This is a genomic window from Brevundimonas sp. KH_025 (genome assembly GCF_057839885.1).
In genome coordinates, this window is sequence record NZ_CM174501.1 from 2,794,168 (window position 1) to 2,820,472 (window position 26,305).

Sequence of the window (26,305 nt, forward strand, 5' to 3'; positions counted from 1 at the left end):
CCTTCCCTCTCGAGGGGGAGGGCTCAGCCCCAATGAAAACGGCCCGGAGCGTCTGCCCCGGGCCGTCGTCATTCAAGCGGTCGGAACCTCACGCCTTGGCGTCGAAATTCCCGCCGGTCGTGTTGGCTTCCGAATAGGCGCCGCCCGAGGCCGGGCCGGAACCCTTGGCCGCGACCGCCACCATGGCGGCGCGCACGGTGCGGCCGAACAGGGCGTAGCCGGGTTGCAGGGTCTGGATCACCGTGCCGCCCGGCACGCTGTCCGAGGGCTGTTCCATCACCGCCTGATGCAGGTGCGGGTCGAAGGCCTCGCCCGGCTCGGGCGCGACGCGGGTCAGGCCGTTGGCGTCGAAGGCCGACAGCAGGGACTTCTGCGTCAGCTCCAGACCCGTGACCATGGCGGCGGCGGCGCTGTCGGCCTCGGCGCCTTCCAGCACCTTGGGCGCCGACAGCAGGCCGCGCTCCAGGGTGTCGGCCACGCCCAGCAGATCCTTGGCGAAGCGCTGGATGGCGTAGGCGCGGGCGTCGTTGGCCTGGGTCTCGGCGCGGCGCTTGGTGTTCTCGGCGTCGGCCACGGCGCGCAGAGCGCGGTCCTTCCACTGGTCGCGCTCGGCGATCAGGGCGTCGACCACGGCCATGTCGCCGTCGTCCGCGCCTTCGGCTGCGGCGTCGATGGCGGACTCTCCCATGTCCTGCTCGAGTTGGTCCCGGGTCGCGTCGTTGATGTCGTTCACGTCTCTTGTCCGTCCAGAATCCGGCCCAGCACCCGGGCGGTATAGTCCACCAACGGTATGACACGGGCATAGTTCAGTCTTGCGGGGCCGATGACGCCGATGGCGCCCAGCATCCGCTGCCGACCCGTCATATAGGGCGCCGCGATCACGGCGGAACCCGAAAGCGAAAACAACCGTGTTTCGGCGCCGATGAAGATGCGCACGCCCTGGGCCGCGCCGACCCCGTCGAGCAGGCCGATCAGCTGTTCCTTCTGCTCCAGATCGTCGAACAGGACGCGGACCCGCTCCAGATCCTCGAGGGCTTCCGCGTCCTGCAACAGATTGGCGCGGCCGCGCACGATCAGGGCCCGGTCGCGTTCCCCCCCGCCGGACCAGGCGGCCAGGCCGTCCTCGACCAGACGCGCGGCGGCGGCGTCCAACTCGCGCCGGGCGGCGTCCAGTTCGGCGCTCATCTCGGTGCGCGCCTCGGCCAGAGGGCGGCCTTTCAGCCGGGCATTCAGGAAATTGGAGGCCTCGGACAGCGTCGAGGGCGTCACCCCCGCCGACAGGGGCATCAGCCGGTTCTCGACCGTGCCGTCGTCGCCGACCAGCACCGCCAGGGCCTGATCGTGGCCGAGCGCCACGAACTCGACGTGCTTGACGCCGGCGTCGCGCACCGGGCTGGCGACGATGCCCGCCCCGCCAGCCAGACCGGACAGCAGGTTTGTCGCTGCGTCCAGGGCCTCCTCGAAGTTGCGGCCCTTCCCGGCCAGCCGTGCGTCGATCTCGCGCCGCTCGTCCTGACCGATGTCGCCGACCTCCAGCAGGCCGTCGACGAACAGGCGCAAGCCCGCATGGGTCGGCACCCGCCCGGCCGAAGTATGCGGCGAGGCCAGCAGGCCCGCCAGCGTCAGGTCCTGCATCGTATTGCGGATCGAGGCCGGCGACAGGGCCAGCCCGCCGCGCGAGATGGTGCGCGACCCGACCGGCTCGCCCGTTTCCAGATAGGTCTCGACGATGCGGCGGAAGATGTCGCGCGCACGGGCGTCCAGCGTCCCCAGGCCTGCGGGGGCGCTTCCGAACGGCGACGGATGGGGGGCATACAGGCTCACGCTTTCAGGATAAGCACGCGCTGCCCTGGTTCCAAGGAAATCCCATGCGCCCGTCTGAACGCACCCCCGAACAACTCCGCGCCGTCACGCTGGAGACCGGCGTCAACCGCTACGCCGAGGGCTCGTGCCTGGTCTCGTTCGGCCACACCAAGGTGCTTTGCACCGCCTCGGTCGAGGAAAAGGTGCCGGGCTGGATGCGCAACACCGGCCAGGGCTGGGTCACGGCCGAATACGGCATGCTGCCCCGCGCCACCCACACGCGCGGCCGTCGCGAAGCCGCCGCCGGCAAGCAGTCGGGCCGCACCCAGGAAATCCAGCGCCTGATCGGCCGCTCCTTGCGCGCCGTGGTGGACCTCAAGGCCCTGGGCGAGCGCCAGGTGCTGATCGACTGCGACGTCATCCAGGCCGACGGCGGCACCCGCACCGCCTCGATCACCGGCGCCTGGGTCGCCATGTCTTCGGCCCTCAACTATCTGACCGACGAAGGCGTGCTGAAGACCAACCCGATCATCGACCAGGTCGCCGCCGTGTCGTGCGGCATCTTCAACGACCTGCCGGTTCTGGACCTCGACTATGAGGAAGACTCCACCGCCGAGGCCGATTCCAACTTCGTCCTGACCGGCGCCGGCGGCATCGTCGAGATCCAGGCCACGGGCGAGAAGCGCGGCTTCTCGCGTCCCGAGTTCGACCGCCTGTTCGAACTGGCCGGGATCGGCTGCGCCGACCTGTTCGCCCTGCAACGCGCCGCCCTGGGCCGCTGATTTTCCAGGACTAGGCCGCGAGGGCCGATCAAGGCATGGTGGGGTCTTCCGCGAACGGAGATCCGCCCATGCTGACCGTCATGCGCCCCGCCCTCGCCGCCTCTCTTCTGGCCCTGTCGGCCGCCCTTCTGGCCGGTTGCGGCCAGCCGCAGTCGACGCCCGTCAAGGCGCCGGCCTTGGGCGTCGATACGAAGCTGTCGCAGGAACCGATCGACGCCGTGCCGTTCCAGGAGGCGCCGCCTGCCGCCCCCGTCGCGCCGCCCAGGCCCAAGACTGAGCCGGCGCCTGAGCCCGTCGTCGACAAGCCCGCAGAGCCCGCGGGCGAGCCCGGCTCCTGCCTGGCCGAAATCGGCGAGGCTCGGTCGAAGCGCCTGGTCGAACGCTGCATCGCCGTCAGCCCGGCGTCCCGTCCGCCGTGCCACAACGCCAACCCCTGCGACATGATTCAGGGCGAGATCGACCGCTCCTGCGCCATGTACGGCCCGGATGAGCAGAAGCCGAAGGAATGTGGGGCGTAAGGCGCCGCCGCCTCACCCTCCCCGTTCGGGGAGGGTGGTCGCGCTAGCGACCGGGTGGGGAGGGCTTGGCGAAACGGAACGCCACGCCCGATTTACATAGAGCTTGGCCGAGATGAGACGTTGCGGCTGATCTGCGACGCCGCCCCCACCCGACTTCGGCCTGACGGCCTCAGCCTCCCTCCCCGAACGGGGAGGGAGAAGCCGCGCTCAAGCAGCGCGCGACCGCGTCGCGTGCGATAGCGCCCTAACAAAGAAAAAAGGCCCCGCTGTTTCCAGCGGGGCCTTCTTCATTTCAGCCGTAAGGCTTAGTCGCGACGGCGACGGCCACGATCGCCACCGCGATCGCCGCCTTCACGCTTCGGACGGCCGCCGGTGTCTTCCGACAGGGCGGGTTCACCGCGTTCAGCGCGCTCGGCGTTGATCTTGTCGGTGATGTCTTCGCCCGTGGCCTGGTCGACGACCTTCATCGACAGCTTGGTCTTGCCGCGATCGTCGAAGCCCAGGAACTTGACCTTGACCTCTTGGCCTTCCGACAGGACGTCGGCCGGGTTGGCGACGCGTTCCAGAGCGATCTGGGACACGTGGACCAGACCGTCCTTGGCGCCGAAGAAGTTCACGAAGGCGCCGAAGTCGACGACTTTGACCACCTTGCCGGTGTAGATCGCGCCCATTTCCGGCTCAGCGGCGATGGAGTTGATCCAGTTCTTGGCGGCGTCGATCTTCTCCTGGTCGTTGGCGGCGACCTTGATGGTGCCGTCATCGCCGATGTCGATCTTGGCGCCGGTCTTCTCGACGATCTCGCGGATCACCTTGCCGCCCGAACCGATCACTTCACGGATCTTGTCGACCGGGATCTTGATGGTTTCGATCTTGGGAGCATGCTCGCCCAGTTCGGCGCGCGGCGCGTCCATGGCCTTCGACATTTCGTCGAGGATGTGCAGGCGGCCGGCCGAAGCCTGCGTCAGAGCCTGCTCCATGATCTCCTTGGTGATGCCGGCGACCTTGATGTCCATCTGAAGGCTGGTGATGCCTTCCGAGGTGCCAGCGACCTTGAAGTCCATGTCGCCCAGGTGGTCTTCGTCGCCCAGGATGTCGGACAGGATGGCGAACTCGCCCGACGGCTCCAGGATCAGACCCATGGCGATGCCCGAGACCGGACGGACCAGCGGCACGCCGGCGTCCATCAGGGCCAGCGACGAACCGCAGACCGTGGCCATCGAGGACGAGCCGTTGGACTCGGTGATCTCGGAGACCAGACGGATGGTGTAGGGGAAGTCTTCCTTGGTCGGCAGCATCGGACGGATCGCGCGCCAGGCCAGCTTGCCGTGACCGATTTCGCGGCGGCCGGGCGAACCCATGCGGCCGGCTTCACCCACCGAATAGGGGGGGAAGTTGTAGTGCAGCAGGAAGGACTCCTTGTAGGTGCCCGACAGGCTGTCGATGTACTGCTCGTCCTCGCCGGTGCCGAGGGTGGCGACGACCAGGGCCTGGGTTTCGCCGCGCGTGAACAGCGACGAACCGTGGGTGCGCGGCAGGACGCCGACTTCCGAGACGATGGCGCGGACCTTGTCGAGGGCGCGGCCGTCGACGCGGTGAGCGTTCTCGATGATGTCGCGACGCAGGACGTCGGCTTCGCATTCCTTGAAGGCGGCCGAGAACTTGGACGAGTCGACGCCCTCGGGGTTCTCGTCGGTCTTCACCAGGGCCGCGGCGGCGGTCTTCTTGGCCGCGTCGACGCCCGAGCGGCGCTCATACTTGCCCGGGTGGGCGTAGGCGGCCTTGATGTCTTCGCCGACCAGCTTCTTGATCGAGGCGACGACGTCCGAGTGATCTTCGGCCTGGAAGTCGAACGGCTCCTTGGCGGCGTGTTCGGCCAGTTCGATGATGGCGTCGATGACCGGCTGCATGCCCGCGTGTGCGAACATCAGGGCCTCGAGCATCTTCTCTTCCGACAGCTCCTTGGCTTCGGATTCGACCATCATCAGGGCGTCTTGCGTACCGGCGACGACCAGGTCGAGCGCGGAGTCAGCGATGGTGTCGATGGCGGGGTTCAGGACCAGCTCGCCGTCGATCAGGCCGACGCGGGCGGCGCCGATCGGGCCCATGAAAGGCACGCCCGAGATGGTCAGGGCGGCCGAGGCGGCGACCATGCCGACGATGTCCGGGTCATTCTCCATGTCGTGCTGCAGCACGGTGATGACGACCTGGGTCTCGTTCTTGAAGCCCTTGACGAACAGGGGGCGGATCGGACGGTCGATCAGGCGCGAGACCAGGGTCTCTTTTTCCGACGGACGGCCTTCACGCTTGAAGTAGCCGCCCGGGATCTTGCCGGCGGCGAACGTCTTCTCTTGGTAGTTGACGGTCAGCGGGAAGAAATCCAGGCCCGGCTTGGGCTGGCGGCCATAGACGACGGTGGCCAGGACCACGGTCTCGCCGTAGGTCGCCAGCACGGCGCCGTCAGCCTGACGGGCGATGCGGCCGGTTTCCAGCGTCAGCGGGCGGCCGGCCCACTCGATCGTCTTGCGTTTGATGTCGAACATTTTTCTTCTTTCGTCTCCCACGGGCGTATTCCCGACGGGGGTGTGTGGAGCCTCGGGCTGTTCAGTCCCTCGGTCCCCGAGAACCCGGTCGCGCCATCGCGTCCGGGCGGATGGAGCAAGGACCGTCCTGGCCCTCGCGTCTGCGCCGATTAGACCCGCGGCGCGCAGGAAGCTCGTTGGTCCGAGCGTTTTCCGAGGCGGACCGCGTCCGCTCCGGAAAAGGCTCTAGGTGCGGAACGAGGCGCGGACGTGTCCGCCCGCGCCTCGAGAAATCTATCCGCTGCCGGTCGGCCGCCTTAGCGACGCAGGCCCAGCTTGGTGATCAGAGCGACATAACGCTCGCGATCGACCTTGGTCAGGTGGTCAAGAAGACGACGACGCTGCGAGACCATCTTCAGAAGGCCGCGACGCGAGTGGTTGTCTTTCTTGTGGGTCTTGAAGTGCTCGGTCAGGTTGGCGATGCGTTCCGAAAGGATCGCGACCTGGACCTCGGCCGAGCCGGTGTCTGCAGCCGAACGAGCGTTGTCAGCGATGACTTCGCCCTTGCGTTGAGCCGTAATCGACATCGAAAGTCTCCATGTTGGAGCCCTGTCGCGCCGCCCGAAAACGAGCGCTAGGGGAGATTGAAAACACGGTCGGGTTCTAGCCGTCCGGCCCGCATGGTGCAGAGCGCGACCAGGGTCTCTCCCACGAAGGCCGACACCGTGCGCGAACCGGCTGGAAGCTGGCTCTTCAAGGTTTCAACCTGACGGGGGAGCAGAACGATCGGCCGTCCCTGCCTCAGCGAGAAGGCGTCCTGTTCCGTGACGGCCAGATCCGGGATGTCGTCCAGAGCGGTCGAAACGGGCAGCAAGCCTTCCAAGGCGGCGCCCTTATGCGCCAGATCGACGAGAAAATCCAGTGTGACGGCGTTCTCGGCGGTGAACGGCCCCACCCGCTCGCGCCGCAGGGCCGAAACATGCCCTTCCGCGCCCAGCATGGCGGCCAGGTCGCGGGCCAGCGAGCGGACATAGACGCCCTTGCCGGTGCGCATGGTGATCTCGACGTGGTCGGCGTCCGGGGCGTCGGTCACGGCCGCCTCAAAGATCGTCACCTTGCGGGTCTCCAGCTCGAACTGCACCCCGTCGCGCGCCAGGTCGTAGGCACGTTCGCCATTGACGCGGATGGCCGAGAACTGCGGCGGCGCCTGGTCGATCTCGCCGACGAAGGACAGCAGCGCCGCCTTGACCGCCTCGACCGAGGGTCGGACGTCCGAGCGGGCGATGATCTCGCCTTCGCGGTCGATGCTGTCGGTCGAAATGCCCCAGTGGATGGTGAAGCGATAGACCTTCTCGGCGTCCATCATGAAGGGCACCGTCTTGGTCGCCTCTCCCAAAGCGATGGGCAGGACGCCCGAGGCCAGCGGGTCCAGCGTCCCGGCGTGGCCCGCCTTCTGGGCGTCGAACAGACGGCGGACCTTGGTCACCGCCTCGGTCGACCCCATCTCGAACGGCTTGTCCAGGCAGACCCAGCCGTTGACGATCTCGCCGTTCTTGCGACGCGCCATCAGGCTTGGCCTTCGTCTTCGTCGCCTTCCGCACGTTCCAGGTCGGCGCGCACGCGCGGGTCGTCCATCAGCCGGTCGATGTGGCTGGCGGCGTCGAAGCTCTCGTCGTGGCGGAACTTCAGGTCCGGGGTGAACTTCATGTCGATGTGGCGGCCCAGCTGGCCGCGCAGGAATTTGGCGTGGGCGTTCAGCGCCTTGATGATCGCGGACTCGTGGCCCGCCGTCACGGCCGCCTCGACGCCGGCGCCCAGAGGCTCGACGAAGCAGGTGGCGTGCTTCAGGTCTGGCGACAGCCGCACCTCGGTCACGGTGATCGACACGCCCAGCAGGGCCTCGTCGTGGACCTCCTGCTCGCGCAGCACGTCGACCAGGGCGTGACGGATCAGTTCGCCGGCGCGCAGCTGGCGCTGCGACGGGCCCATCGGGCCGGTGGCGTTACGGGTATGCTGTTTGCGGCTCATGGCGCGCCTCCCTTGTTCGCTCGCCGGGGATCGGACGCCGGCTGAAAAAGCGAAGGGCGCGGTCTAGTCGCGGACGGGCTTCAAGTCCAGCTTGGCCGCGTCCTGGTCCGCGCGGGCGGCGGTCCGCATCACCTCGCCCGAGGTCACGGCGCGATAGGGCCGGATCGGCAGTCCCGCCGCCGACAGCAGCTCCGCCGTCCAGTGATTGCACAGGTGGCCGATCCAGAAGGTCTCGCGGCTCTTGAAGAAGCGGGCGTCGTCGCCGGGCCGCGCCGCCGCCACGACGGGACGGCCCGCCGCATCGGGCGCCAGCGAGACCTGCACCCGCGCCCGCAAGGCCGCCATGCCCTCACGCGACAGCCGCAACGACCGCCGGACCTCCGGCCCGAAGCGAACCGCGGGATCCTCCGCCTCGGGGTCCAGCATGACCACGGAGGCGTTGCCCGGCTTCAGGAAGGCGCGGGCGCCGTCGGGCAGCCGGTCCCGGATCGGGTTCTGATCGACATAGAAGGTCGCGTCGCCCCAGCCGATCAGGACCCAGCCGCCAGGCGCCAGGCTGGCGACCGCCTCGGCCAGCGGCCCGCCCCCCTCGGCCAGGGCCGCGCGCGGCACGGCCAGATCGGCGTGAAAGCCGTTGTCGAGCAGATGGACGGTCACCTCCGCCTCGTCCGGCGCCGCCGGATAGAGGGCCGGATCGCCGGGCCGGGTCAGGGTCCACAGGGCCGCGACCAGGCCGATCAGGGCCGCGATCAGGAACCGGCCCGGCACGTCGTCTTCAGTTCGGACCGAAGGCCGCAGGGACGTCCCGCGCCGGACTGCTGCCGGCCTGCGTCGCCCATTCGCCGCGATAGTCGTAGTTCAGCTGGACGCAGTGGCGGTACTGGCCGTCAGCCCAACGCCCGACGGCGTGCATGGTCATGGGGCGGCCCGCCCGAACCCGGCCCACCACCACCCAGCTCTCCTCCGCCCCGGGACACAGGGCGCGGGCCAGGCCACGGCCGTCGCCTTCCTGCACGATGGCGTAGACGCCGCTCTCGCTGGCGCCCGCCGGCAGGGCGCGACGCACGGCGTCCGGACCGCCCGGCGTGAAACGGGCCGACCCGCGCGAGCTGCTGGAGAACAGATTGCGCACCGCCACGGCGCCGAACAGGCCGCGCTCGACCTCCAGGGTCACGCCGCGCGTCAGGGCCTGGGTCGTGCGGTCGCGCGCGTCAAAGGCCAGAAAGCGCGTGGAGGCGGCGGCGGGCCCCGCCCCAAAAGCGGCGGGGACGGCGGCGGCGATCAGAGCCGAGATCAGGATGTGGCGGCGCATGGCGAACCCGTCGATGAACACGCCCCCCGGCGACGGGCGAACCCTAACGGGGCCGACGGCCGCCGTGAAGCCTCGGCCCGAAAAGACGAAGGGCGCGACCTCCTTCGAGATCGCGCCCCAATGCCCGGATCGAACCGTCAAACGCCCTAGTCGAGGGTGCGCTTGACCTCTTCGACGGTGAAGCACTCGATGTAGTCGCCTTCCTTGATGTCCTGGAAGCCCTGGAACTGCATGCCGCACTCCTGGCCCGAGGGCACTTCGTTGACCTCGTCCTTGAAGCGCTTGAGCGTGTTGAGGACGCCCAGTTCCAGCACCACCACGTCGTCGCGGATGATGCGGACGCGCGCGCCCTTGCGGACCACGCCTTCCGACACCCGGCAGCCGGCGATCTTGCCGACCTTGGTGATGTCGAAGACCTGCAGCACCTTGGCGTTGCCGAGGAAGGTTTCGCGCTGGAGCGGCGCCAGCATGCCCGAGAGCACGCCCTTCATGTCGTCCAGCAGGTCGTAGATGATCGAGTAGTAGCGGATCTCGACGCCTTCACGGTCGGCCAGGTCGCGCGCCTGCTTGGACGCACGAACATTGAAGCCGAGGATCGGCGCGCCGGCCGACTTGGCCAGGTTGACGTCGCTCTCGGTGATGCCGCCGGCGCCCGAATAGACGGTGCGGGCGCGGACTTCGTCGTTGCCCATCTTCTCCAGCGAGCCGACGATGGCTTCGGCCGAACCCTGCACGTCCGCCTTGATGACGACCGGCAGTTCCGAGACCTTCTTCGACTGCAGCTTCGACATCATGTCGACCAGCGACACCGAACCGCCCGAGACCTGGTTCTTCTCGCGGCGCGCACGCTCGCGATATTCGGTCAGTTCACGGGCGCGGGCCTCGCTCTCCACCACGGCGAAGACGTCGCCCGGCGACGGCGCTTCCGACAGGCCGAGGATCTCGACCGGAACGGAGGGACCGGCTTCGGTCAGTTGGGCGTTGCGTTCGTCCAGCAGGGCGCGCGCCTTGCCCCAGGCGGAGCCGGCCACGACGATGTCGCCGCGCTTCAGCGTGCCGCGCTTGACCAAGACGGTGGCGACCGGGCCGCGGCCCTTGTCCAGCTTGGCCTCGATGACCACGCCTTCGGCCGAACGGTCCGGGTTGGCCCGCAGGTCCATGACCTCGGCCTGCACCAGGATGGCTTCCAGCAGGCCGTCGAGGTTGGTGCGGTTCTTGGCCGACACCTCGATGATCTGGGTTTCGCCGCCCAGGCTTTCCGCGATGACTTCATACTGCAGAAGCTCGTTGACGACCTTCTGCGAGTTGGCGTCGGGCTTGTCGATCTTGTTGACCGCCACGATCAGGGGAGCGCCGGCCGCCTTGGCGTGCTGGATGGCTTCCACCGTCTGCGGCATGACGCCGTCGTCGGCGGCCACGACCAGAACCACGATGTCGGTGACATTGGCGCCGCGCGCCCGCATCGCCGAGAAGGCGGCGTGGCCCGGGGTGTCCAGGAAGGTGACGCGCTGGCCGTCTTCCAGGCGCACCTGATAGGCGCCGATGTGCTGGGTGATGCCGCCGGCTTCGCCGCCTGCGACGTCCGTGGTGCGCAGGGCGTCCAGCAGCGAGGTCTTGCCGTGGTCGACGTGGCCCATGATGGCCACGACCGGGGCGCGGACCGTGGTCGCGTCCTCGTCGTCGGCCTCGGCGATGAAGCCTTCTTCGACGTCGGATTCCGAGACGCGCTTGACGGCCATGCCGTATTCCTCGGCCACCAGTTCGGCGGTGTCGGAATCGATCACGTCGTTGATCTTCATCATCATGCCCTGACGCATCAGGAATTTGATGATGTCGACGCCGCGGACGGCCATCCGGTTGGACAGCTCCTGCACGGTGATGACGTCAGGGATGACGACTTCGCGCGGCCGGTTCGGCGCGTCGGTCGAGCCGCCCTTGCGCTTTTCCTTCTCGCGTTCGCGGGCGCGGCGGACCGAGGCCAGCGAACGCATGCGTTCGGCGGTGTCGCCGTCGCCGGCGACCGACTGGATGGTCAAGCGGCCTTCGCGGCGCTTGGGCTCGCCGCGTGTGCGGCTGACAGCCTTGCCGGGACCGGCGTCCGAGAAACGCTTGTCGCGATCATCGTCGCGGCCGACCGGACGGCCGAAGCCCGTGCCGGGCGCGCGGCTGGGGCGCGCCACTTCGGGCGTGGCCGGCGGTGCGTTCGGGGCCGGACGGCCGCCGGGGCCGGTGCGGGCCGCGCCGGGACGGGCGGCGCCGGGGGCCGGCTTCGGGTTCAGGGCCGAATAGCGGACGGTCTGGCTGGCGGCCGGACGGGCGCCCTGCGGACGATCACCCTGGGGACGAGCGCCTTGCGGACGCTCCGTGGCCTGGGGACGATCGGACTGCGGCCGTTCGCCGTCGCCCATGGCCTGTTCGCGGGCCGAACGGCCGCCGAAGGCGGGACGCTCGATCGGCGCGCGGCCGGTCGGGATCTTGGGGGCGCGCTGGCCGAAGTTGACCACCGGACGCGCGGGCGGCGCCGGACGCGGAGCCGGCGCAGCCGGAGCCGGGGTCGGCGCAGGCGTCGGGGCCGCCACGATCGGCTTCGGCAGCTCGACCTTGGGCAGTTCGACCTTCGGCGCGGCGGGCTTGGCCGGGGTGGCGGGCGGCGCGGCGGCCGTCAGCTTGGCTGCCTCGGCGCGGGCGGCGTCGGCCGCGGCCTTGGCGGCGGCGGCTTCGGCGCGGGCGGCTTCCGCGGCCTTCTCGGCGGCGGCGGCCTGGTCGCGCTGGGCGGCTTCGCGGGCGGCCTTCTCGGCGACGGCGGCGCGTTCGCGCTCAGCCTGCGCCTGGGTGGCCAGGGCGATGGCGCGGCGACGCGCCTCCTGTTCCTCGACCGACAGGGCGCCGCCGGCGGGACCGCCGCGCGGGGCGTTGGAACGCGGCGCCTGGGGCGCGCCCTGATCGGCGCGCGGACGCGACACGTCAAAGCCCTGCGGACGCTGATGTCCGGGGACCGCGCCGGCGCGGCGCTTCGTCTCGACGACCACGGTCTTGGATCGGCCATGGCTGAAGCTCTGCTTCACGGTGCCGGTCGAGACCGATCCCGCCGCGCGCGGCTTCAGGCTCAGCGGAGCGCGCGGCCCCGTTTGAGAAGGCGCGTTGGCAGGGGTCTTACCGTCTTCGGTCTTGTCGTTTTCGTCGCTCATCCGGTCGCTTTACTCGGGGCGGAGAATTCCGCCATCGTCTCGTCAAACACCCATAGCCGGGCGTGGTCCCGCTCCCTGGTCAGGAAACAGGTCCTCGCCCGCCAAAAGCCTCAGGCTCTCGTTCCGGGGTCCCGCCCCGGTCGTCCTCGGCGCCGTCGCCGGGGCCATCCCGGCGCCAGCTCTCTGGACGCAGAGGCCGAAATCCCGCCAGCCGCTCGACCTCTAGGGTCCAGCGATCGGCTCGCCCGCCTTTCAGCAGGACGGCGTGTATCGCATTTTCCAGCCCAAGGGCCAAACTCAAATCGTCCGCCGTGAAAGCGCCGCAGATTTTGGGCGCCGGGGACGGGTGTTTCGCAAGGGCCAGAAGCTTGCCGCGACCGTCGGCGGACCCGTCCGCCGCCTCGATGACCCAAGCCGCCCGTCCGCCGCGAATGGCGGCGGCGCTCTTTTCGAAGCCAGAGATAAGCACGCCTTCGCGCCGGGCAAGACCCAGCTGGTCCAGACAGCGCCGAACCAGCAGTTTCTCGACCATGTCGGCCAGGTCCGCCGCCGGCTTCAGCGGTGCCTTGGCCGAGCGGGCGAACAGGTTCTTCTTGACCGCCGTCTCGACCGAGGCGCGCGAGGCTTCGACCCAGAGGCCGCGGCCGGGCAGCTTGCGTGCGAGATCGGGGGCCACCGAGCCGTCCGGCGCCGGCACGAAGCGGATCAGGCGAGATTCATCGAGAACCTGGCGGGTCACCAGGTCCTGACGGTCTCTATCGATCAGCGCCTCGTTCGGGGTCATGGACAGCTGCGGCTCCCATCACGCGTCTTGGGTCGGCTCGAGGTCTTCGTCGAAGACCTCCGCATCGACATCAACGGCTTCGCCTTCATATTCGGCGCCGTCTTCGCCGGCGTCGGCGAAGATTTCTTCCTCATACTCGGGCTCGGGTTCCGGCTGCGGCAGTTCCGAAGCGTCGATCCAGCCGGCCGCCACGCGAGCGTGCAGGATCAGCAGTTCGGCGTCTTCCTGCGACAGGTTGAAGCTCTCCAGAACGCCCGGGACCTTGGTCCGCTCGCCGTTCTTCACTTCATAGCCGCCGCGGATTTCGTCGGTGGCCAGGTCGGCCAGGTCCTCGACCGTCTTCACGCCGCCTTCGCCCAGGGCGACGGCGATGGCGCCGGTCACGCCCGGCACGTCCAGAACCGCGTCCTCGACGCCGAGAGCGACGCGCTTGGCGTCCAGTTCGGCGGCCTTGCGGTCCAGGAATTCGCGGGCGCGGGTCTGCAGTTCTTCGGCGGTGTCCTCGTCGAAGCCTTCGATCTCGGCGACTTCATAGGCTTCCACGAAGGCCAGGTCCTCGACCGTAGCGAAGCCTTCGGTGACCAGCAGCTGGGCGATGGTCTCGTCGACGTCCAGGGCTTCCTGGAACAGGGCGGTCCGCTCGGCGAACTCCTTCTGGCGACGCTCGCTGTCCTGCGACTCGGTGATGATGTCGATCTGCCAGCCGGTCAGCTGCGAGGCCAGGCGCACGTTCTGGCCGCGACGGCCGATGGCCAGCGACAGCTGCTCGTCCGGCACCACGACTTCGACGCGGTCGGCTTCTTCGTCCAGCACCACCTTGGCCACTTCGGCCGGGGCCAGGGCGTTGACGATGAAGGTGGGCTCGTCGTCGTTCCACTGGATGATGTCGATCTTCTCGCCCTGCAGTTCGGCGACGACCGCCTGAACGCGCGAGCCGCGCATGCCGACGCAGGCGCCGACGGGGTCGATCGAGCTGTCGTTCGACAGGACGGCCATCTTGGCGCGCGAACCGGCGTCGCGGGCGGCGGCGCGGATCTCGATCACGCCGTCATAGACTTCCGGCACTTCCTGGGCGAACAGCTTGGCCATGAAGCCCGGGTGGGCGCGGCTCAGCATGACCTGCGGACCCTTGGCCTCGGGACGCACGTCGTAGATGTAGGTGCGGACGCGGTCGCCGACGTTGAACACCTCGCGCGGGATCGACTGGTCGCGGCGCATGATGCCTTCGCCACGGCCCAGGTCGACGATGGTGTTGCCGTATTCGACGCGCTTGACCGTGCCGTTGACGATCTCGCCGACGCGATCCTTGAACTCTTCGTATTGGTTGGCGCGCTCGGCCTCGCGGACCTTTCCGGTCACGACCTGGCGGGCCATCTGGGTCTGGACGCGGCCGAATTCGAACGGCGGCAGGACCTCGACGTATTCCTTGCCGACCGCGGCTTCCGGGTCGCGCTTGGAGGCGTCGGTCAGGCGCACCATGGCGCTGTCGTTGAATTCTTCCAGCTCGTCTTCCGGCTGCCAGTCGTCCGGCACGATGGTGACGTGGCGGGTCAGCGACAGTTCGCCGGTCTTGTGGTCGATCTTGGCGCGGATGTCGTGGTGGGCGCCGTAGCGCGACTTGGCGCCCTTCTGGATCGCCTCCTCGATCGCCTCGATGACGATTTCCTTGTCGATGTTCTTCTCACGCGCGACGGCGTCGGCGATCGAGAGCAGTTCGAGGCGGTTGGCGGAAATACCGGTGACGGCCATCAGGCTTTGTCCTTGGTCGAGGTCGTGGTGTTGGTCGTTTGTTCAATCTCGGCCTCGCCTTCCGGCAGGCCGTCGTCTTCGGGTTCGCCGCGCGCCGCGCGCAGGGCCGCGCCCCGCTTCAGCAGTTCGTCGGTCAGCACCAGCTTGGCGTCCGACACCCACTCGAAGGGGATCAGGGCGGTGTCGTCCTCGCCCTCCAGGTCGATGGCGACATTGTCGCCCTCGGTCCCGGCCAGAACGCCCTTGAAGCGCTTGCGCCCCTCGACCATGCGGTCGGTTTCGAGGCGGGCCTCATAGCCTTCGAACAGGTCGAAATCGATCAGTCGGGTCAGCGGCCGGTCGATGCCGGGCGACGAGACTTCCAGCAGATATTCGCCGGTGATGGGGTCGGCGGCGTCAAACACTTCCGACACGGCGCGCGACAGGCGGGCGCATTCCTCGACCGAGATGTCGTGGTCGGTCACGCGCTCGGCCATGATCTGCAGGCGACGACGCAGGGTGCCGCCCATCAGGCGCACACGCACGACGGCCAGCCCCAGGCTTTCGGCCACGGGGTCGATCATCTCCAGCAGGGCGCGGTCTTCAGCGGTCTTGGCGCGCAAGGGTCAGGTCCAAATACAAAAGCGGCGGTCCGTCCGGGCCGCCGCTTGAAACGACGCCGTTGGACGCCGGTCTAACGATGTGAGCGGTCATATAGGCGAAAGCGGGGGCCGTGTCAGCCCCCGCTGTCGTCATGGCCGATCAGAACTCCTCCCAGCCGTCCGTGACCACCGCCAGGGTCGGCTTGCGGACGGCGCCGCCGGCGCGCAGGGCGGCGACCGTCTGGGCCACCGGCTGCGGCGTGCGCGCCGGGGTCCGGGCCGGAGCCGCCGGCTTGCGGGCGGCGGCGACCGGAGCGGCGGCCTGGGCCGTGCGGAAGCGCGACACCGAGGAGGCCAGGACGTCGGCCTCCTGGGCCAGCGAGTGGCTGGCGGCGGTCGATTGCTCGACCATCGCAGCATTTTGTTGCGTCACCTGGTCCATCTGGTTCACGGCGGTGTTGACCTGTTGCAGGCCGGTGGCCTGCTCCTGGGCCGAGGCCGAGATTTCCGAGACCAGGCCGTCGATCTCGGCCACGCGGCTGACGATGCGCTGCAGGGCCTCGCCCGTCTGGCCGACCAGGGTGACGCCCGCGCCGACCTGCTGGCCCGAGGCCGAGATCAGGGTCTTGATCTCCTTGGCCGCCTCGGCCGAGCGCTGGGCCAGGGCCCGGACTTCGGAGGCCACGACCGCGAAGCCGCGACCCGCGTCGCCCGCACGGGCGGCTTCGACGCCGGCGTTCAGGGCCAGGAGGTTGGTCTGGAAGGCGATCTCGTCGATCACGCCGATGATGTCGCCGATCTGGTTCGAGGAGGCCTCGATCTGGCTCATGGCGGCCACCGCGTCGCGCACCACCTGGCCGCTCTTCTCGGCGTCGCCGCGCGCCTGCTGCACCACGCCCGAGGCCTGGCGCGCGCCGTCGGCGGTGCGGTTCACCGTGGCGGTGATCTCGTCCAGGGCGGCGGCGGTCTCCTCCAGCGAGGCGGCCTGCTGTTCGGTGCGGCGCGACAGGTCGTCCGAGGCCTGGCTGATCTCGCCGGCGCCCGAACGGATGGCGGCGACGTTGGACACCACCACCGACACCGCCTGCTCCAGCTGCGAAATGGCGGCGTTGAAGTCCGACTGGAGTTTTTGATACTCCACCGGCAGCCCGTCGCTGACGCGGTAGGTCAAGTCGCCCTCCGCCAGCTTTTCCAGGGCGACGCCAAACGATTGGACGACCAGCGCCTGTTGCTCGGCGATCGCCGCTTCACTCGCGATTCGCTGTTGATGATCGGCCTTGGCCTTGGCCTCGATCACCTCGGCGTCCGCCTTGATCTTGCTGATGGCGGCGTCGCGAAACACCACGACGGCGTCGGCCATCTCGCCCAGTTCGTCGCGCTGTCCGACGGCTGGCACGCTGATGCTGTGATCGCCGTCCGCCAGACGCCTCATGGCGGCGGTCATCGCCTGCAGCGGCCCCGAGACCTTGTTCAGCACCACGCTCGTGGCGAACGCCAGCAATCCCCCTGCAAGCAGGGCGATAACGCCCATCACCATCATGGAAATCTCGAAGACACGCGTCGCTGCTGCGCCATCCTGGCGGGCGACCGCCACTTGCAGATCAACCAGGGCGCCGATCTTGGCGCTGACGGGGTCGATGGCGGGGTACAGTTCTTGGTCGGCGAAGGCTTGCAACGCCGCCAGGTCGCCCGACCGCAGAATGTCCTCGAGCTTGGAGACGGCCGCGTCGGCGACCGGCAGTCCAGCGACCGTTTCGGCGACCAGGGCCGTCTCCTCGGGGGTCATCGCCGTGGCCTTGTAGGCGTCCCAGTTCTCGGCGATCTTCGCCTTGGCGGCGCCAACGGCCACCAGGGCTTCACCCGGGCTGACGGCGCCGGAGCGCGCCTTGTGGACCGTATCGACGATGTTGACGGCGTACATGTCGCTGGCCGCCTTCAGTTGCTGCATCGGAACGATGCGATCCGCGAGAATCGACTGCATTCGCTGACCGGTGATGGACGCGGAAACCCAACCGCTCAGCCCGATCGCCAACATGCCGACGGCCAAGGCCGCGAGGCACGCAAGCAACCGGGTCTTGATGGTCCATTTCATAGCGACGCCCTCCCAGAAGTCTCAGGAAAGGTCGGTGACGCGAGTAAACGTCAGGCGAAGCGGGGCTTGCGGGGTATTCCGTGCGTAATTGCACGTAACGCCGAAACGTCAGACCAGGGCGAAGCTGGTCAGATAGTTCGCCCCAAAGCCGCGGCCTTGTCGATCAGACCGACCAGGGCGTTCAGCCCCCGCACGAACATCGGCACGGAGGCGTCATAGAGGCTGAAGGTCATGGTCGGCTCCGGGATCAGGAGACCGACACAGGTCTAGGCCTGACGCTCGAACTCCAGGAAGATCGGCGTCGTGTCGCCCAGCTTCTTTTCCTCATAGCGGGTGACGACGTGATCAGCGGGGACGGCGAACCAGTCCTCGCCCGGCGTCTCGATGCGCGTCAGGCCCGGCGTGCGCGCCAGCCGCTCCAGCGCCCATTCGGCGTAGTCCAGCCAGTCGGTGACGAAGCGCACCCGGCCGCCCGGCTTCAGCAGCCGGGCGATCTCGACTGCCGTCTCGTCCTGCAGCAGGCGGCGCTTGTTGTGGCGCGCCTTGTGCCAGGGATCGGGGAACAGGATCATCACCCGGTCCAGCGAGGCGTCCGGCAGGGCCGCCATCACCGCACGGGCGTCGTCGGCGTGCAGGCGCACGTTCTTCAGACCGCCCTCCTCCACATGACGCAGGGCCGAGGCCACGCCGTTGAGGAAGGGCTCGCAGCCGATCATCAGGGCCTCGGGGTGACGTCCGGCCTGTTCGGCCAGATGCTCGCCGCCGCCGAAGCCGATCTCGAGCCAGACTTCCTTGGCGTCCGGCATCAGGGCTTGCGGATCGATCGGCCCCTTGGCCGGATCCGGCACGGCGATCTGCGGCATCAGGGTGTCGAACAGAGCGGCCTGACGCGCCTTGATCGGGCGCGACTTGATGCGTCCGAACGAGCGCAGCGGGCCATGGGCCTGCGCCCATTCGGGGCGGCCCTTGTCAAAGGAGGCCTGGTCGAAGTCGGCCTGATCGGCAGAGGGAAGGTCGGACTTGTCGGTCATGGCGCGCGCTCTAGCCGCTTAAGGCCGCGCGCGCAAAGGCGATCAGCCCCAGGGTCCGCGCGGCGCGGTCGGCGCCGAGGGCGTGGTCGGCACGCTGGTCCGGCTGGCGCTCACGACCGTCGCGGGCGCGACAGGGGCCGAGGCCGGACGGCGGCTCATGCCCATCTTGGTCCCCAGATCCATCAGGGCGCGGACGCGGTTGCCGGTGGCCGGGTGGGTCGAGAACAGGTTGTCGGCGCCCTTCCCGTTCAGCGGATTGATGATGAACATGTGAGCCGTGGCCGGATTGCGCTCGGCCGGGACGTTCACCGCGCCGCGGGCGTAGGCCTCGATCTTCTGCAGGGCCGAGGCCAGGGCGTGGGGATCATCAGCGATCTCGGCCCCGACGCGGTCGGCCTCGTATTCACGGGCGCGGCTGATGGCCATCTGCACCAGTCCCGCCGCCATCGGCGCCAGCAGCATCAGGGCGATGGTTCCGATCATGCCGCCCATCCCGCTGTCTGGCCGCTCGCGGTCGTCGCCGCCGCCGAAGAACATGGCGAAGTTGGCCAGCATGGCGATGGCCCCCGCCACCGTGGCCGTGACCGTCATGGTCAGGGTGTCGCGGTTCTTCACATGGGCCAGTTCGTGCGCCATCACCCCGCGCACCTCTTCGCGCGTCAGCATGTCCAGCAGGCCGCTGGTGGCGGCCACCGCCGCGTTCTGCGGATTACGGCCGGTGGCGAAGGCGTTGGGCTGGTCGTTGGGAATGATGGTGATGGTCGGCAGGGGCAGGCCCGCATCCGTCGCCATCTGCCTGACGTCGGCGACATAGGCCCGGACCACGGCGTTGGGGTGGGTCTCGTCCACCACCTGGGCCCGGTACATCTTCAGCACGATCTTGTCGGCGTTCCAGTAACTGAACAGATTCATCCCCGCCGCCGCGAGCAGGGCGACGACCATGCCGGTCGCGCCGCCGATCAGATAGCCGATCCCCATGAACAGGGCGGTCATCACGGCCAGCAGGGCGAAGGTCTTGAGATGGTTCATCGGGTCCGGGGCGTCGTCAGGGGTGGCATCGAGGGCCTGAACGTCTATTTGAGGCCCTGTATCCCCGCCCTCAAGGCAGATCCCCTGTGACCGAACAGCCCACCTCCCCCGCCGCTGACGACATTGAAGGCGCGCCCGCCTTCAATGCTGACGTGCCCCACGCGACGTCCGAGCGCCCCTTGAGCGAGGTCGCGCGCCGCGCCCTGCTGGAAGCGGCCGAACGTCGCAAGGCGAGCGAAGAGCGGGTTCTGGCCCCCGTCCTGGAAACTGAACACGGCGGCCCGCGCGGTCCCGAACCGACCCGCTACGGCGACTGGGAAAAGAAGGGCCTGGCCGTCGACTTCTGACGCCCCCGTTCGCGCCACGGGAGAATATTGAACGCTTCCCCCGAAACCGCATTAACCTTTGCGGCTGAAACAAGGAGCGTGGCCATGAAGGCTGTTGCATACATCGCTGTCGGCGCGGCCCTGCTCGTCGCCGGAACCGCCGAGGCGCAGACGCGCCACGTCCGCCACAACGCCGCCTCCGGCCATGCTCGGCAGATCCATATCGACCGCAGCCCCATGGTCGTGAGCCGAGCCCAGACCTACTACAGCGACACCGGCTGGCAGGGCGGCTACGGCCCGGTTGAAGCCTACGGCTACGGCTACGGATACGGCGGCGCGGGTCAGCACCCCCCGGTCGTCATCGCGCCCCAGCAGCAACCGATCCGTCACGGCGGCTATGCCTATAGCGGCGTCACCCGCTCCATGCCCTTCGGCTACACGGTCGACGGCTACGGCCGCTATCCCTGGGCGCGCGGCGGCTACAGCCAGGGTCAGTATCAGCAAGGCTACTATCAGGGCGGCTATGATCAGAGCTGCCGCTGCGGCCCGCCGCCCCAGCCGGTCCACTACCGGCCCGAGCCGGTCTATGTCAGCCAACCGCCGGTCTATGTCTCGCAGCCGCCCGTCTATGTGGAGTCGCCGCCGGTCTATGTTCAGCCGGCCCCGGTCTATGTCGAACCGGCCCGCGTCCACGTCGCCCCGCCGCCGGTCTATGTGGCCCCCGCCGACGTCCGCGTCGCCCCGGCCCAGGTCGAGGTCGCCCGGCCCCAGGTCTATGTCGAACCGCCGCGCGTCGAGGCCGCGCCCCCGGTGGTGAACTTCGAACAGGGCTACTACGCCGTGCCCAACACGCCGCCCCCGCCCCCGCCGCCGCACCACCACCGATCGCCGACCGAGCGGCCCTATATGCAAGAGCCCGGCGAGCGGGGCTGATCAAGACAAAGGGCGGCCCCCGCGAGGAGGCCGCCCTTTTTGTTTCACGTGGATCAATGGCTTGAGCGCGCTCAGATCAGCGCGATCTCTGCCGAAATCGAACTTTAGACGAGCGCGATCTCCTGCGAAATCGCTTGGGCCGCCGCGCGCGGATCGGCCGAGGCCGTGATCGGACGCCCGACCACCAGATGGGTCGCGCCCGATTGCAGGGCGCTGGCCGGGGTCGCCGCCCGCGCCTGATCATCCAGGGCCGCGCCCGTCGGCCGCACGCCCGGCGTCACGATCAGGAAGTCGTCGCGCCCCGCCGCCAGAGCGATCTCGCGCACCCGCGCCGCCTCATGCGGGCTGGAGACGACGCCGTGGATGCCGGCGTCCAGCGCCTGACGCACCCGCAGTTCGACCAGATCGGCGGCCGACAGACTGTGATCGTCCGCCTTCAGATCATCCTCGGTCAGGCTGGTCAGGACGGTGACGCCCAGAATCTTCAGGTCCGAACCCGCCGCGCCGCGCGCCGCCGCCGCCATGACCTGGGGCCGGGCGTGGACGGTCAGCAGGTCGCAGCCCGCGCCCGCCAGCACCGCCGTCGCCTTCTCCACCGTCGCGCCGATGTCGTGCAGCTTCCAGTCCAGAAACACCTGACGCCCCGCCGCCTTCAGTTCGCGCGCCAGCCCCATGCCGTCCGAGGCGAACAGCTGCAGCCCGACCTTGTAGAAGCCGACCGCGTCGCCGATCCGCTCGACCAGGGCCCGCGCCTCGTCGGTCGTCGGCACGTCCAGGGCGCAGATGACGCGCGGATCGAAGGGGCGATTGGCCAGGTCAATAGGATGGGCTTCAGACATTTCCGGCTCTCGGCGGGTTGCAGGCGCGTGCGGATGCCCCGATAGGTGGGACGAAGGGTCGCGGGTCGCGCGGCGGATTTTAGGGCGGGGCGAAGCAATGAACGCGGTCGATCTGGGGGTCAACCTGTTCGTGGCGCTGTTCGCGCTGCTGGACCCCATCGGCAATGTGCCGATCTTCGCCGCCGCCACCGCCGGGGCCTCGCTGCGTCAACGGATCACGGTCTCGGCCATGATCTGCGGTTTCGCCGCCGTCTTCCTCGGCTTCTTCTTCTTCACGGGCCTGGGCCTGCTGCAGTTCTTCGGCATCTCGCTGGCCGCCTTCCGCATCGCCGGCGGCATCCTGCTGCTGCTGCTGGGCCTCGACATGGCGCGCGAGGACTTCCTCAAGATCTTCGCCGACGCCGACGCCGTGACCGACGCCAAGGACGTGCGCGGCTACGCCAAGCGCCGCTTCAAGCGCCTGATCGTGCCCTTCGCCATTCCGCTGATGATCGGCCCGGGCGCCATCTCGGCCATCATCATCAATGCGGGCGAGGCCGAGAAGCTGGGCGCGGCGGGCACGGCCTCGTCGCTGATCGCCATGATCGCCGCCTGCGTCGTCACCTTCTTCTGCTTCGCCGCCACCGGACCGATCAGCCGCATCCTCGGCGACGTCGGCATGGCCATCGTGGTGCGCGTCCTGGGCCTGATCCTGTGCGCCCTGGCGATCCAGTTCATCATCGCCGGTCTGGGCGAGGCCATCCCCGGCATGTTCAGCATCGGGGTCACGGCGCCCTACCCCGCCGGCGGCCACTAGACCTTCGAGGGGGACCTAAAGGCGGTCCAGCCGCTTGGCGTGGCCGCCGACCATCCGCAACGCCAGGGCGTCGGGCAACAAACCGCCCAGCCCCGCCAGGACATTGTTGGCCAACCCCGGCGTGACGCGGGGCCGATTTGCCTCGACCGCCTCCCAGCCGATGCGGGCCACACGGTCGGCGTCCATCCACATCCAGGCCGGATAGGCGCTCGACACCTGCGCGCGCGAGCCGTTGACGTCGTGGAACTCGGTATAGGTGTAGCCGGGGCACAGGGCGGTGACGTGCACCCCGGTCCCCTGCGCCTCTAGCCACAACCCCTGCGACGCCTTGATCAGGAAACTCTTGATCGGCCCGTACAGGGTGTCGCCGCCGGTCGCCGGCATCTGCCCCGCCAGCGAGGCCACGTTCAGCACCCGGCCCCAGCCGCGCGCGACCATGCCGGGCAGGAGCAGACGGCTCAGCTCGACCGGCGCAGTCAGCATGACGCGGATCATGGCAGCGTGGTCGGCGGGATCGGTGGCCAAAAAGCCCGTGGTGCGGCTGAATCCGGCGTTGTTGATCAGGCCGTCGACGCTCAGACCGCGCGCGGCGACGGCCTCGACGAGGGCGGCGGGCGCGCCCGGTTCGGCCAGATCGGCGGGAACGACATTCGCAGTGACGCCGTGTTTCGCCGTCAGTTCTTCGGCCAGGGCCAGCAGCGGCTCTTCGCGCCGAGCCGTCAGGATCAGGTCGTATCCTCGCGCGGCGCACTCGCGCGCCAAGGCCGCGCCGATGCCGGCGGAGGCCCCCGTGATCAGGATGCGATGCTCCCCCAAGCGGCGCGCGTCAGCCGACGACGCTGGCGCAGGCCGGATGCGGCGCGAAATCGCGCAGCGAGGCGGCGTCGGGGGCCAGCAGGTCGGCGATGGTGATCTTCGACAGGGCCTGGCCCGCGGCCTGATCGGCGGCGGTCAGGGCCTTGGACACCTGACGGGGGATATGTTCGCCGATGGGGCAGCCCTTGGCCCCGGCGGGGGGCGAACCCAGGTGGGCGCAGCCGTTCACCGCCTTCAGCACCTCGTCCAGGCAGATGTCTTCCGGGCGACGCAGCAGCCAGGACCCGCCCGAGGCGCCGGGGCGCGTGGCGATCAGTCCGGCCTTGGCCAGCAGGGCCGTCACCCGACGGATGACCACAGGATTGGTCGGCACCGAGGCGGCCAGCACGGCGCTGGGCGCCGCGTCCGCAGCCGAATAGGCGCCCTTATGGGCCAGATAGGCCAAGGCGTGGGCGGCAACGGGGAATCTTTGGCTGTCAGACATCTCGGCTTGTACTCCAGACCGGAAGGTAGGGCTTCCGACGCGGTTTCACAAATCGATCCGCAACAAAAACTGTTCTAATTATTGCCAAGCTTCACGCGCCGGCCTTGCGGGCGAAGCTCCAGGCCGCGTCCGACAGGGGTCCGACCTGGGCCGCCATGGTCCTGGCGTGGGCGCTGGCGGCGGTGCCGTCGCGCACCCGCCCGGCGATTCCCTGACAGATGGCCGCCAGCCGGAACAGGTTGTAGGCGAACAGCCAGTCGAGGTTCTGTGGGGCCGCCGTCCCCGTCTTTGCGGCGTAGCGCTCGACCGTCTCCTCGACCGAGGGGATGCCCAGCGCCTTCAGGTCCGCCCCCGCCAGACCGTTCCTCAAGCTGGCCGGAATGACCCAGGCGATCAGCAGATAGGAGAAGTCGGCCATAGGATCGCCCAGGGTCGACAGCTCCCAGTCCAGCACGGCCCGCACGCGCGCCTCGACCGGATCGAGAATCAGGTTGTCGAGACGGAAGTCGCCGTGGACGATCCGCGTCGGCCCCTCCGGCGGCAGGCTGTCGGGCAGGAAGGCGATCAGCCGGTCCATGGCGGCGATAGGCTCGATTTCCGAGGCCCGATACTGCTTGGTCCAGCGCCCGACCTGCCGGGCGAAATAATTGCCCGGCTTGCCGTAGTCGGACAGGCCGATGGCGGCGGGATCAAAGGCGTGCAGCGCCGCCAGCGCATCCGTCTGCGCCTCATAGATGGCGCGGCGTTCGGCGGGGGCCAGCCCCGGCAGCTTCAGGTCCCAGAAGACCCGCCCCTCGACCTTGTCCATCACATAGAAGATCGAGCCGACGACGCCTTCGTCCGTACACAGAGCGTAGGGCCGCGCCACCGGGAACCCTTGCGCGTGCAGGGCCGAGATGACGGTGAACTCGCGGTCCACGGCGTGGGCGCTGGCCAGAAGGACGCCCGGCGGCTTGCGACGCAGCACATAGGCCCGCCCCGGCGTGGTCAGTTCATAGGTCGGGTTCGACTGACCGCCCTTGAACTGGCGGATCGTCAGCGGCCCGGCGTAGCCCGCGACGTTCGCGCTCAGCCAGGCGTCCAGCGCCGCCTCGTCCAGCCGATAGCGTTCGTCCACCTCGCGCGTGCCGGAAAAGGCGGCCTGAGCATCCAGTGTTTGGGCGTCCAGATTATCGGTCATGTCTCGTCTCCCCCGGCGGCGATGATGGCGGCCCTCACCGCCCCGCGCCAGCCCTTGAGCAGCCGCGCCCGCTCCGCCTCGCCCATGCGCGGGCGCCAGACGGCGGGCGCCTCGGCGGGGGCGGTCCAAAGCTGCAGCGTCAGGCCGACGCCGAAGGCCGCCAGCCTGGCCGCCCCCATGGCCGTCATCTCCTGAAAGGCGGGGCGTTCGACCTCGACCTCGCAGATGTCGGCGACGAACTGCATGGCGAAGGCGTTGGCGGTGACGCCGCCGTCGACCTTGAGCCGCGTCAGCGACGGCGCCCCGTCCTTCTTGAGCGCGTCCAGCAGGTCGCGGGTCTGATAGGCCAGGCTCTCCAGCGCCGCGCGGACGAAGTGGGCCGGGCCGCTGTCGCGGGTCAGGCCGATGACCGTGCCGCGCGCTTCGGGCTTCCACCAGGGCGCGCCCAGGCCGGTGAAGCCGGGCACCAGATAGACCCCGCCATTGTCCTTCAACGTCTGGGCCATGGCCTCGGACTGACGCGAGTCCGAGATCACCTTCAGCCCGTCGCGCAGCCACTGGATCGCCGACCCGGCCGAGAAGATCGAGCCTTCCAGCGCATAGGCGACCTGATCATTACGTTTTTGGCCGACCGCATAGCCCAGCGTCCCCAGCAGCCGCGAGGTCGAGACCACCGGCGCGGCCCCGACATTGGCCACCAGAAAAGCCCCTGTGCCATAGGTGATCTTGGCGTCCCCGGCCTGCAGCGCCCCATGCCCGACCAGGGCCGCCTGCTGGTCTCCCGCCGCGCCGTGGATCGGCAGGGCGCGCCCGAACAGGCTGGCGTCGCAATCGCCCAGATGATCGGCGCAGCCCCGGATCTCGGGCAGGGCCTCGATCGGCACGTCGAACAGGTCGCAAAGGTCCGCCCGCCATTGCAGCGTCGACAGGTCCATCAGACTGGTGCGGCTGGCGTTGGTGGCGTCGGTGACGTGGCTCTGCCCGCCCGTCAGCTTCCAGATCAGCCAGGCGTCTATGGTGCCCAGTTTGACCACGCCCCGCGCCGCCCGCTCGCGCGCCCCCGGCACGGCGTCCAGCAGCCAGGCGTATTTCGAGGCCGAGAAATAGGGGTCGAGGATCAGGCCGGTCGCCGCCTGCACCGCCGCCTCATGCCCGGCCGCCGCCAGCCGCGTGGTCACGTCAGACGTGCGCCGGTCCTGCCAGACGATGGCCCGATGCAGCGGCTCGCCCGTCGCCGCGTCCCACAGCACCGAGGTCTCACGCTGGTTGGTGATGCCCACGGCGGCGAAGCGATCCACGCCGCCGGCCTTCCTCACCACCTCGCGACAGGTCTGCAGCGTCGCGCGCCAGAGCTCGGCCGCGTCATGCTCGACCCAGCCGGACTGCGGGAAGTGCTGCGCCAGCTCGATCTGGCTGACGGCCACGGAATGGAAGGCGCCCTGGGGGGAAACCTCAAACGCGATGGCCCGCGTCGAGGTCGTGCCCTGGTCGATGGCGAGGATCATGTTCGCTTGC

General features: G+C 69.1%; 24 protein-coding genes and 2 pseudogenes. 5 read left to right on the forward strand and 21 right to left on the reverse strand.

Annotated elements, in window-relative coordinates; translation table 11 throughout:
• Window positions 1-88: 88 nt before the first annotated feature.
• Window positions 89-733, reverse strand: a complete 645-nt coding sequence (gene grpE / locus AC3IS2_RS13805; RefSeq protein ID WP_489198356.1) for a nucleotide exchange factor GrpE — start codon at window positions 731-733, stop codon at window positions 89-91.
• Window positions 730-1,818, reverse strand: a complete 1,089-nt coding sequence (gene hrcA, locus AC3IS2_RS13810; protein ID WP_431566285.1) for a heat-inducible transcriptional repressor HrcA — start codon at window positions 1,816-1,818, stop codon at window positions 730-732. The genes grpE and hrcA overlap by 4 nt, the downstream gene beginning before the upstream one ends.
• A 50-nt stretch (window positions 1,819-1,868) precedes the next feature.
• On the opposite strand from hrcA, the gene rph reads away from it, so the two are divergent.
• Both rph and AC3IS2_RS13820 read left to right on the forward strand, forming a co-directional pair.
• Window positions 1,869-2,585, forward strand: a complete 717-nt coding sequence (gene rph / locus AC3IS2_RS13815; RefSeq protein WP_489198357.1) for a ribonuclease PH — start codon at window positions 1,869-1,871, stop codon at window positions 2,583-2,585.
• A 68-nt stretch (window positions 2,586-2,653) separates the two neighbouring features.
• Window positions 2,654-3,103: a hypothetical protein gene (locus AC3IS2_RS13820; protein WP_489198358.1), complete on the forward strand. Its 450-nt coding sequence runs from the start codon at window positions 2,654-2,656 to the stop codon at window positions 3,101-3,103.
• A 305-nt stretch (window positions 3,104-3,408) separates the two neighbouring features.
• Here the strand turns inward: AC3IS2_RS13820 and pnp are convergent, their stop codons facing one another.
• The 14 genes and pseudogenes from pnp to htpX form a co-directional block, all read right to left on the reverse strand.
• A complete protein-coding gene (gene pnp, locus AC3IS2_RS13825) occupies window positions 3,409-5,643 on the reverse strand; it encodes a polyribonucleotide nucleotidyltransferase (protein WP_489198359.1) in 2,235 nt (744 codons plus the stop codon).
• A gap of 296 nt (window positions 5,644-5,939) precedes the next feature.
• The gene (rpsO, locus tag AC3IS2_RS13830) at window positions 5,940-6,209 is read right to left on the reverse strand and encodes a 30S ribosomal protein S15 (protein ID WP_207824097.1); all 270 of its coding nucleotides are present in this window, start codon (window positions 6,207-6,209) and stop codon (window positions 5,940-5,942) included.
• Window positions 6,210-6,256: 47 nt separating this feature from the next.
• A complete protein-coding gene (truB, locus tag AC3IS2_RS13835) occupies window positions 6,257-7,189 on the reverse strand; it encodes a tRNA pseudouridine(55) synthase TruB (protein WP_489198360.1) in 933 nt (310 codons plus the stop codon).
• On the reverse strand, window positions 7,189-7,650 hold the full coding sequence (gene rbfA, locus AC3IS2_RS13840) for a 30S ribosome-binding factor RbfA (RefSeq protein WP_489198361.1): 462 nt from the start codon (window positions 7,648-7,650) through the stop codon (window positions 7,189-7,191). The genes truB and rbfA overlap by 1 nt, the downstream gene beginning before the upstream one ends.
• A gap of 63 nt (window positions 7,651-7,713) precedes the next feature.
• Window positions 7,714-8,418, reverse strand: a complete 705-nt coding sequence (locus AC3IS2_RS13845) for a DUF2459 domain-containing protein (protein ID WP_489198362.1) — start codon at window positions 8,416-8,418, stop codon at window positions 7,714-7,716.
• Window positions 8,419-8,425: 7 nt separating this feature from the next.
• Window positions 8,426-8,962, reverse strand: a complete 537-nt coding sequence (locus tag AC3IS2_RS13850; protein ID WP_489198363.1) for a hypothetical protein — start codon at window positions 8,960-8,962, stop codon at window positions 8,426-8,428.
• Window positions 8,963-9,108: 146 nt separating this feature from the next.
• Window positions 9,109-12,150 (reverse strand): translation initiation factor IF-2, encoded by a 3,042-nt coding sequence (gene infB, locus AC3IS2_RS13855; protein ID WP_489198364.1) that lies wholly within the window; start codon window positions 12,148-12,150, stop codon window positions 9,109-9,111.
• Window positions 12,151-12,229: 79 nt separating this feature from the next.
• Window positions 12,230-12,934 (reverse strand): RNA-binding protein, encoded by a 705-nt coding sequence (locus tag AC3IS2_RS13860; protein ID WP_489198365.1) that lies wholly within the window; start codon window positions 12,932-12,934, stop codon window positions 12,230-12,232.
• A gap of 18 nt (window positions 12,935-12,952) precedes the next feature.
• Window positions 12,953-14,683, reverse strand: coding sequence for a transcription termination factor NusA (gene nusA, locus AC3IS2_RS13865; RefSeq protein WP_489198366.1), 1,731 nt, complete (start codon window positions 14,681-14,683; stop codon window positions 12,953-12,955).
• Window positions 14,683-15,285: a ribosome maturation factor RimP gene (gene rimP / locus AC3IS2_RS13870; RefSeq protein ID WP_489198367.1), complete on the reverse strand. Its 603-nt coding sequence runs from the start codon at window positions 15,283-15,285 to the stop codon at window positions 14,683-14,685. Before rimP ends, nusA begins: the two co-directional genes overlap by 1 nt.
• Before the next feature lie 139 nt (window positions 15,286-15,424).
• Window positions 15,425-16,789: pseudogene (locus tag AC3IS2_RS13875) on the reverse strand (methyl-accepting chemotaxis protein); the annotation flags it as partial.
• A 93-nt stretch (window positions 16,790-16,882) separates the two neighbouring features.
• Window positions 16,883-17,356: pseudogene (locus AC3IS2_RS13880) on the reverse strand (Tar ligand binding domain-containing protein); the annotation flags it as partial.
• 266 nt (window positions 17,357-17,622) lie between these two features.
• Window positions 17,623-18,387: a tRNA (guanosine(46)-N7)-methyltransferase TrmB gene (gene trmB, locus AC3IS2_RS13885; protein ID WP_489198368.1), complete on the reverse strand. Its 765-nt coding sequence runs from the start codon at window positions 18,385-18,387 to the stop codon at window positions 17,623-17,625.
• Between the two features lie 42 nt (window positions 18,388-18,429).
• Window positions 18,430-19,416 carry a zinc metalloprotease HtpX gene (htpX, locus tag AC3IS2_RS13890; protein ID WP_489198369.1) on the reverse strand — a complete coding sequence of 329 codons (987 nt, stop codon included), beginning with the start codon at window positions 19,414-19,416 and terminating at the stop codon, window positions 18,430-18,432.
• A gap of 86 nt (window positions 19,417-19,502) precedes the next feature.
• Here htpX and AC3IS2_RS13895 point away from each other — a divergent pair, with 86 nt between their 5' ends.
• Together AC3IS2_RS13895 and AC3IS2_RS13900 are read left to right on the forward strand one after the other, a co-directional pair.
• Entirely contained in the window at window positions 19,503-19,763 is a 261-nt protein-coding gene (locus AC3IS2_RS13895; RefSeq protein WP_489198370.1) for a DUF1674 domain-containing protein, read from the forward strand.
• Window positions 19,764-19,847: 84 nt separating this feature from the next.
• Window positions 19,848-20,675 carry a hypothetical protein gene (locus tag AC3IS2_RS13900; protein WP_489198371.1) on the forward strand — a complete coding sequence of 276 codons (828 nt, stop codon included), beginning with the start codon at window positions 19,848-19,850 and terminating at the stop codon, window positions 20,673-20,675.
• Window positions 20,676-20,779: 104 nt separating this feature from the next.
• Here AC3IS2_RS13900 and pyrF read toward each other — a convergent pair whose 3' ends face one another.
• Window positions 20,780-21,514, reverse strand: a complete 735-nt coding sequence (pyrF, locus tag AC3IS2_RS13905; RefSeq protein ID WP_489198372.1) for an orotidine-5'-phosphate decarboxylase — start codon at window positions 21,512-21,514, stop codon at window positions 20,780-20,782.
• Window positions 21,515-21,611: 97 nt separating this feature from the next.
• Between pyrF and AC3IS2_RS13910 the strand changes: the two genes are divergently transcribed.
• Window positions 21,612-22,310 carry a MarC family protein gene (locus AC3IS2_RS13910; protein WP_489198373.1) on the forward strand — a complete coding sequence of 233 codons (699 nt, stop codon included), beginning with the start codon at window positions 21,612-21,614 and terminating at the stop codon, window positions 22,308-22,310.
• Window positions 22,311-22,325: 15 nt separating this feature from the next.
• On the opposite strand, the gene AC3IS2_RS13915 is transcribed toward AC3IS2_RS13910, so the two are convergent.
• From AC3IS2_RS13915 to glpK, 4 genes are all read right to left on the reverse strand, one after another.
• Window positions 22,326-23,126, reverse strand: coding sequence for an SDR family NAD(P)-dependent oxidoreductase (locus AC3IS2_RS13915; RefSeq protein ID WP_489198374.1), 801 nt, complete (start codon window positions 23,124-23,126; stop codon window positions 22,326-22,328).
• A 10-nt stretch (window positions 23,127-23,136) separates the two neighbouring features.
• Window positions 23,137-23,610, reverse strand: coding sequence for an Rrf2 family transcriptional regulator (locus AC3IS2_RS13920; RefSeq protein ID WP_489198375.1), 474 nt, complete (start codon window positions 23,608-23,610; stop codon window positions 23,137-23,139).
• A gap of 91 nt (window positions 23,611-23,701) precedes the next feature.
• Complete coding sequence (locus AC3IS2_RS13925; protein ID WP_489198376.1) at window positions 23,702-24,790, reverse strand: phosphotransferase family protein; 1,089 nt, start codon at window positions 24,788-24,790, stop codon at window positions 23,702-23,704.
• Window positions 24,787-26,295, reverse strand: coding sequence for a glycerol kinase GlpK (gene glpK, locus AC3IS2_RS13930; protein ID WP_489198377.1), 1,509 nt, complete (start codon window positions 26,293-26,295; stop codon window positions 24,787-24,789). Before glpK ends, AC3IS2_RS13925 begins: the two co-directional genes overlap by 4 nt.
• Between the last annotated feature and the right edge of the window lie 10 nt (window positions 26,296-26,305).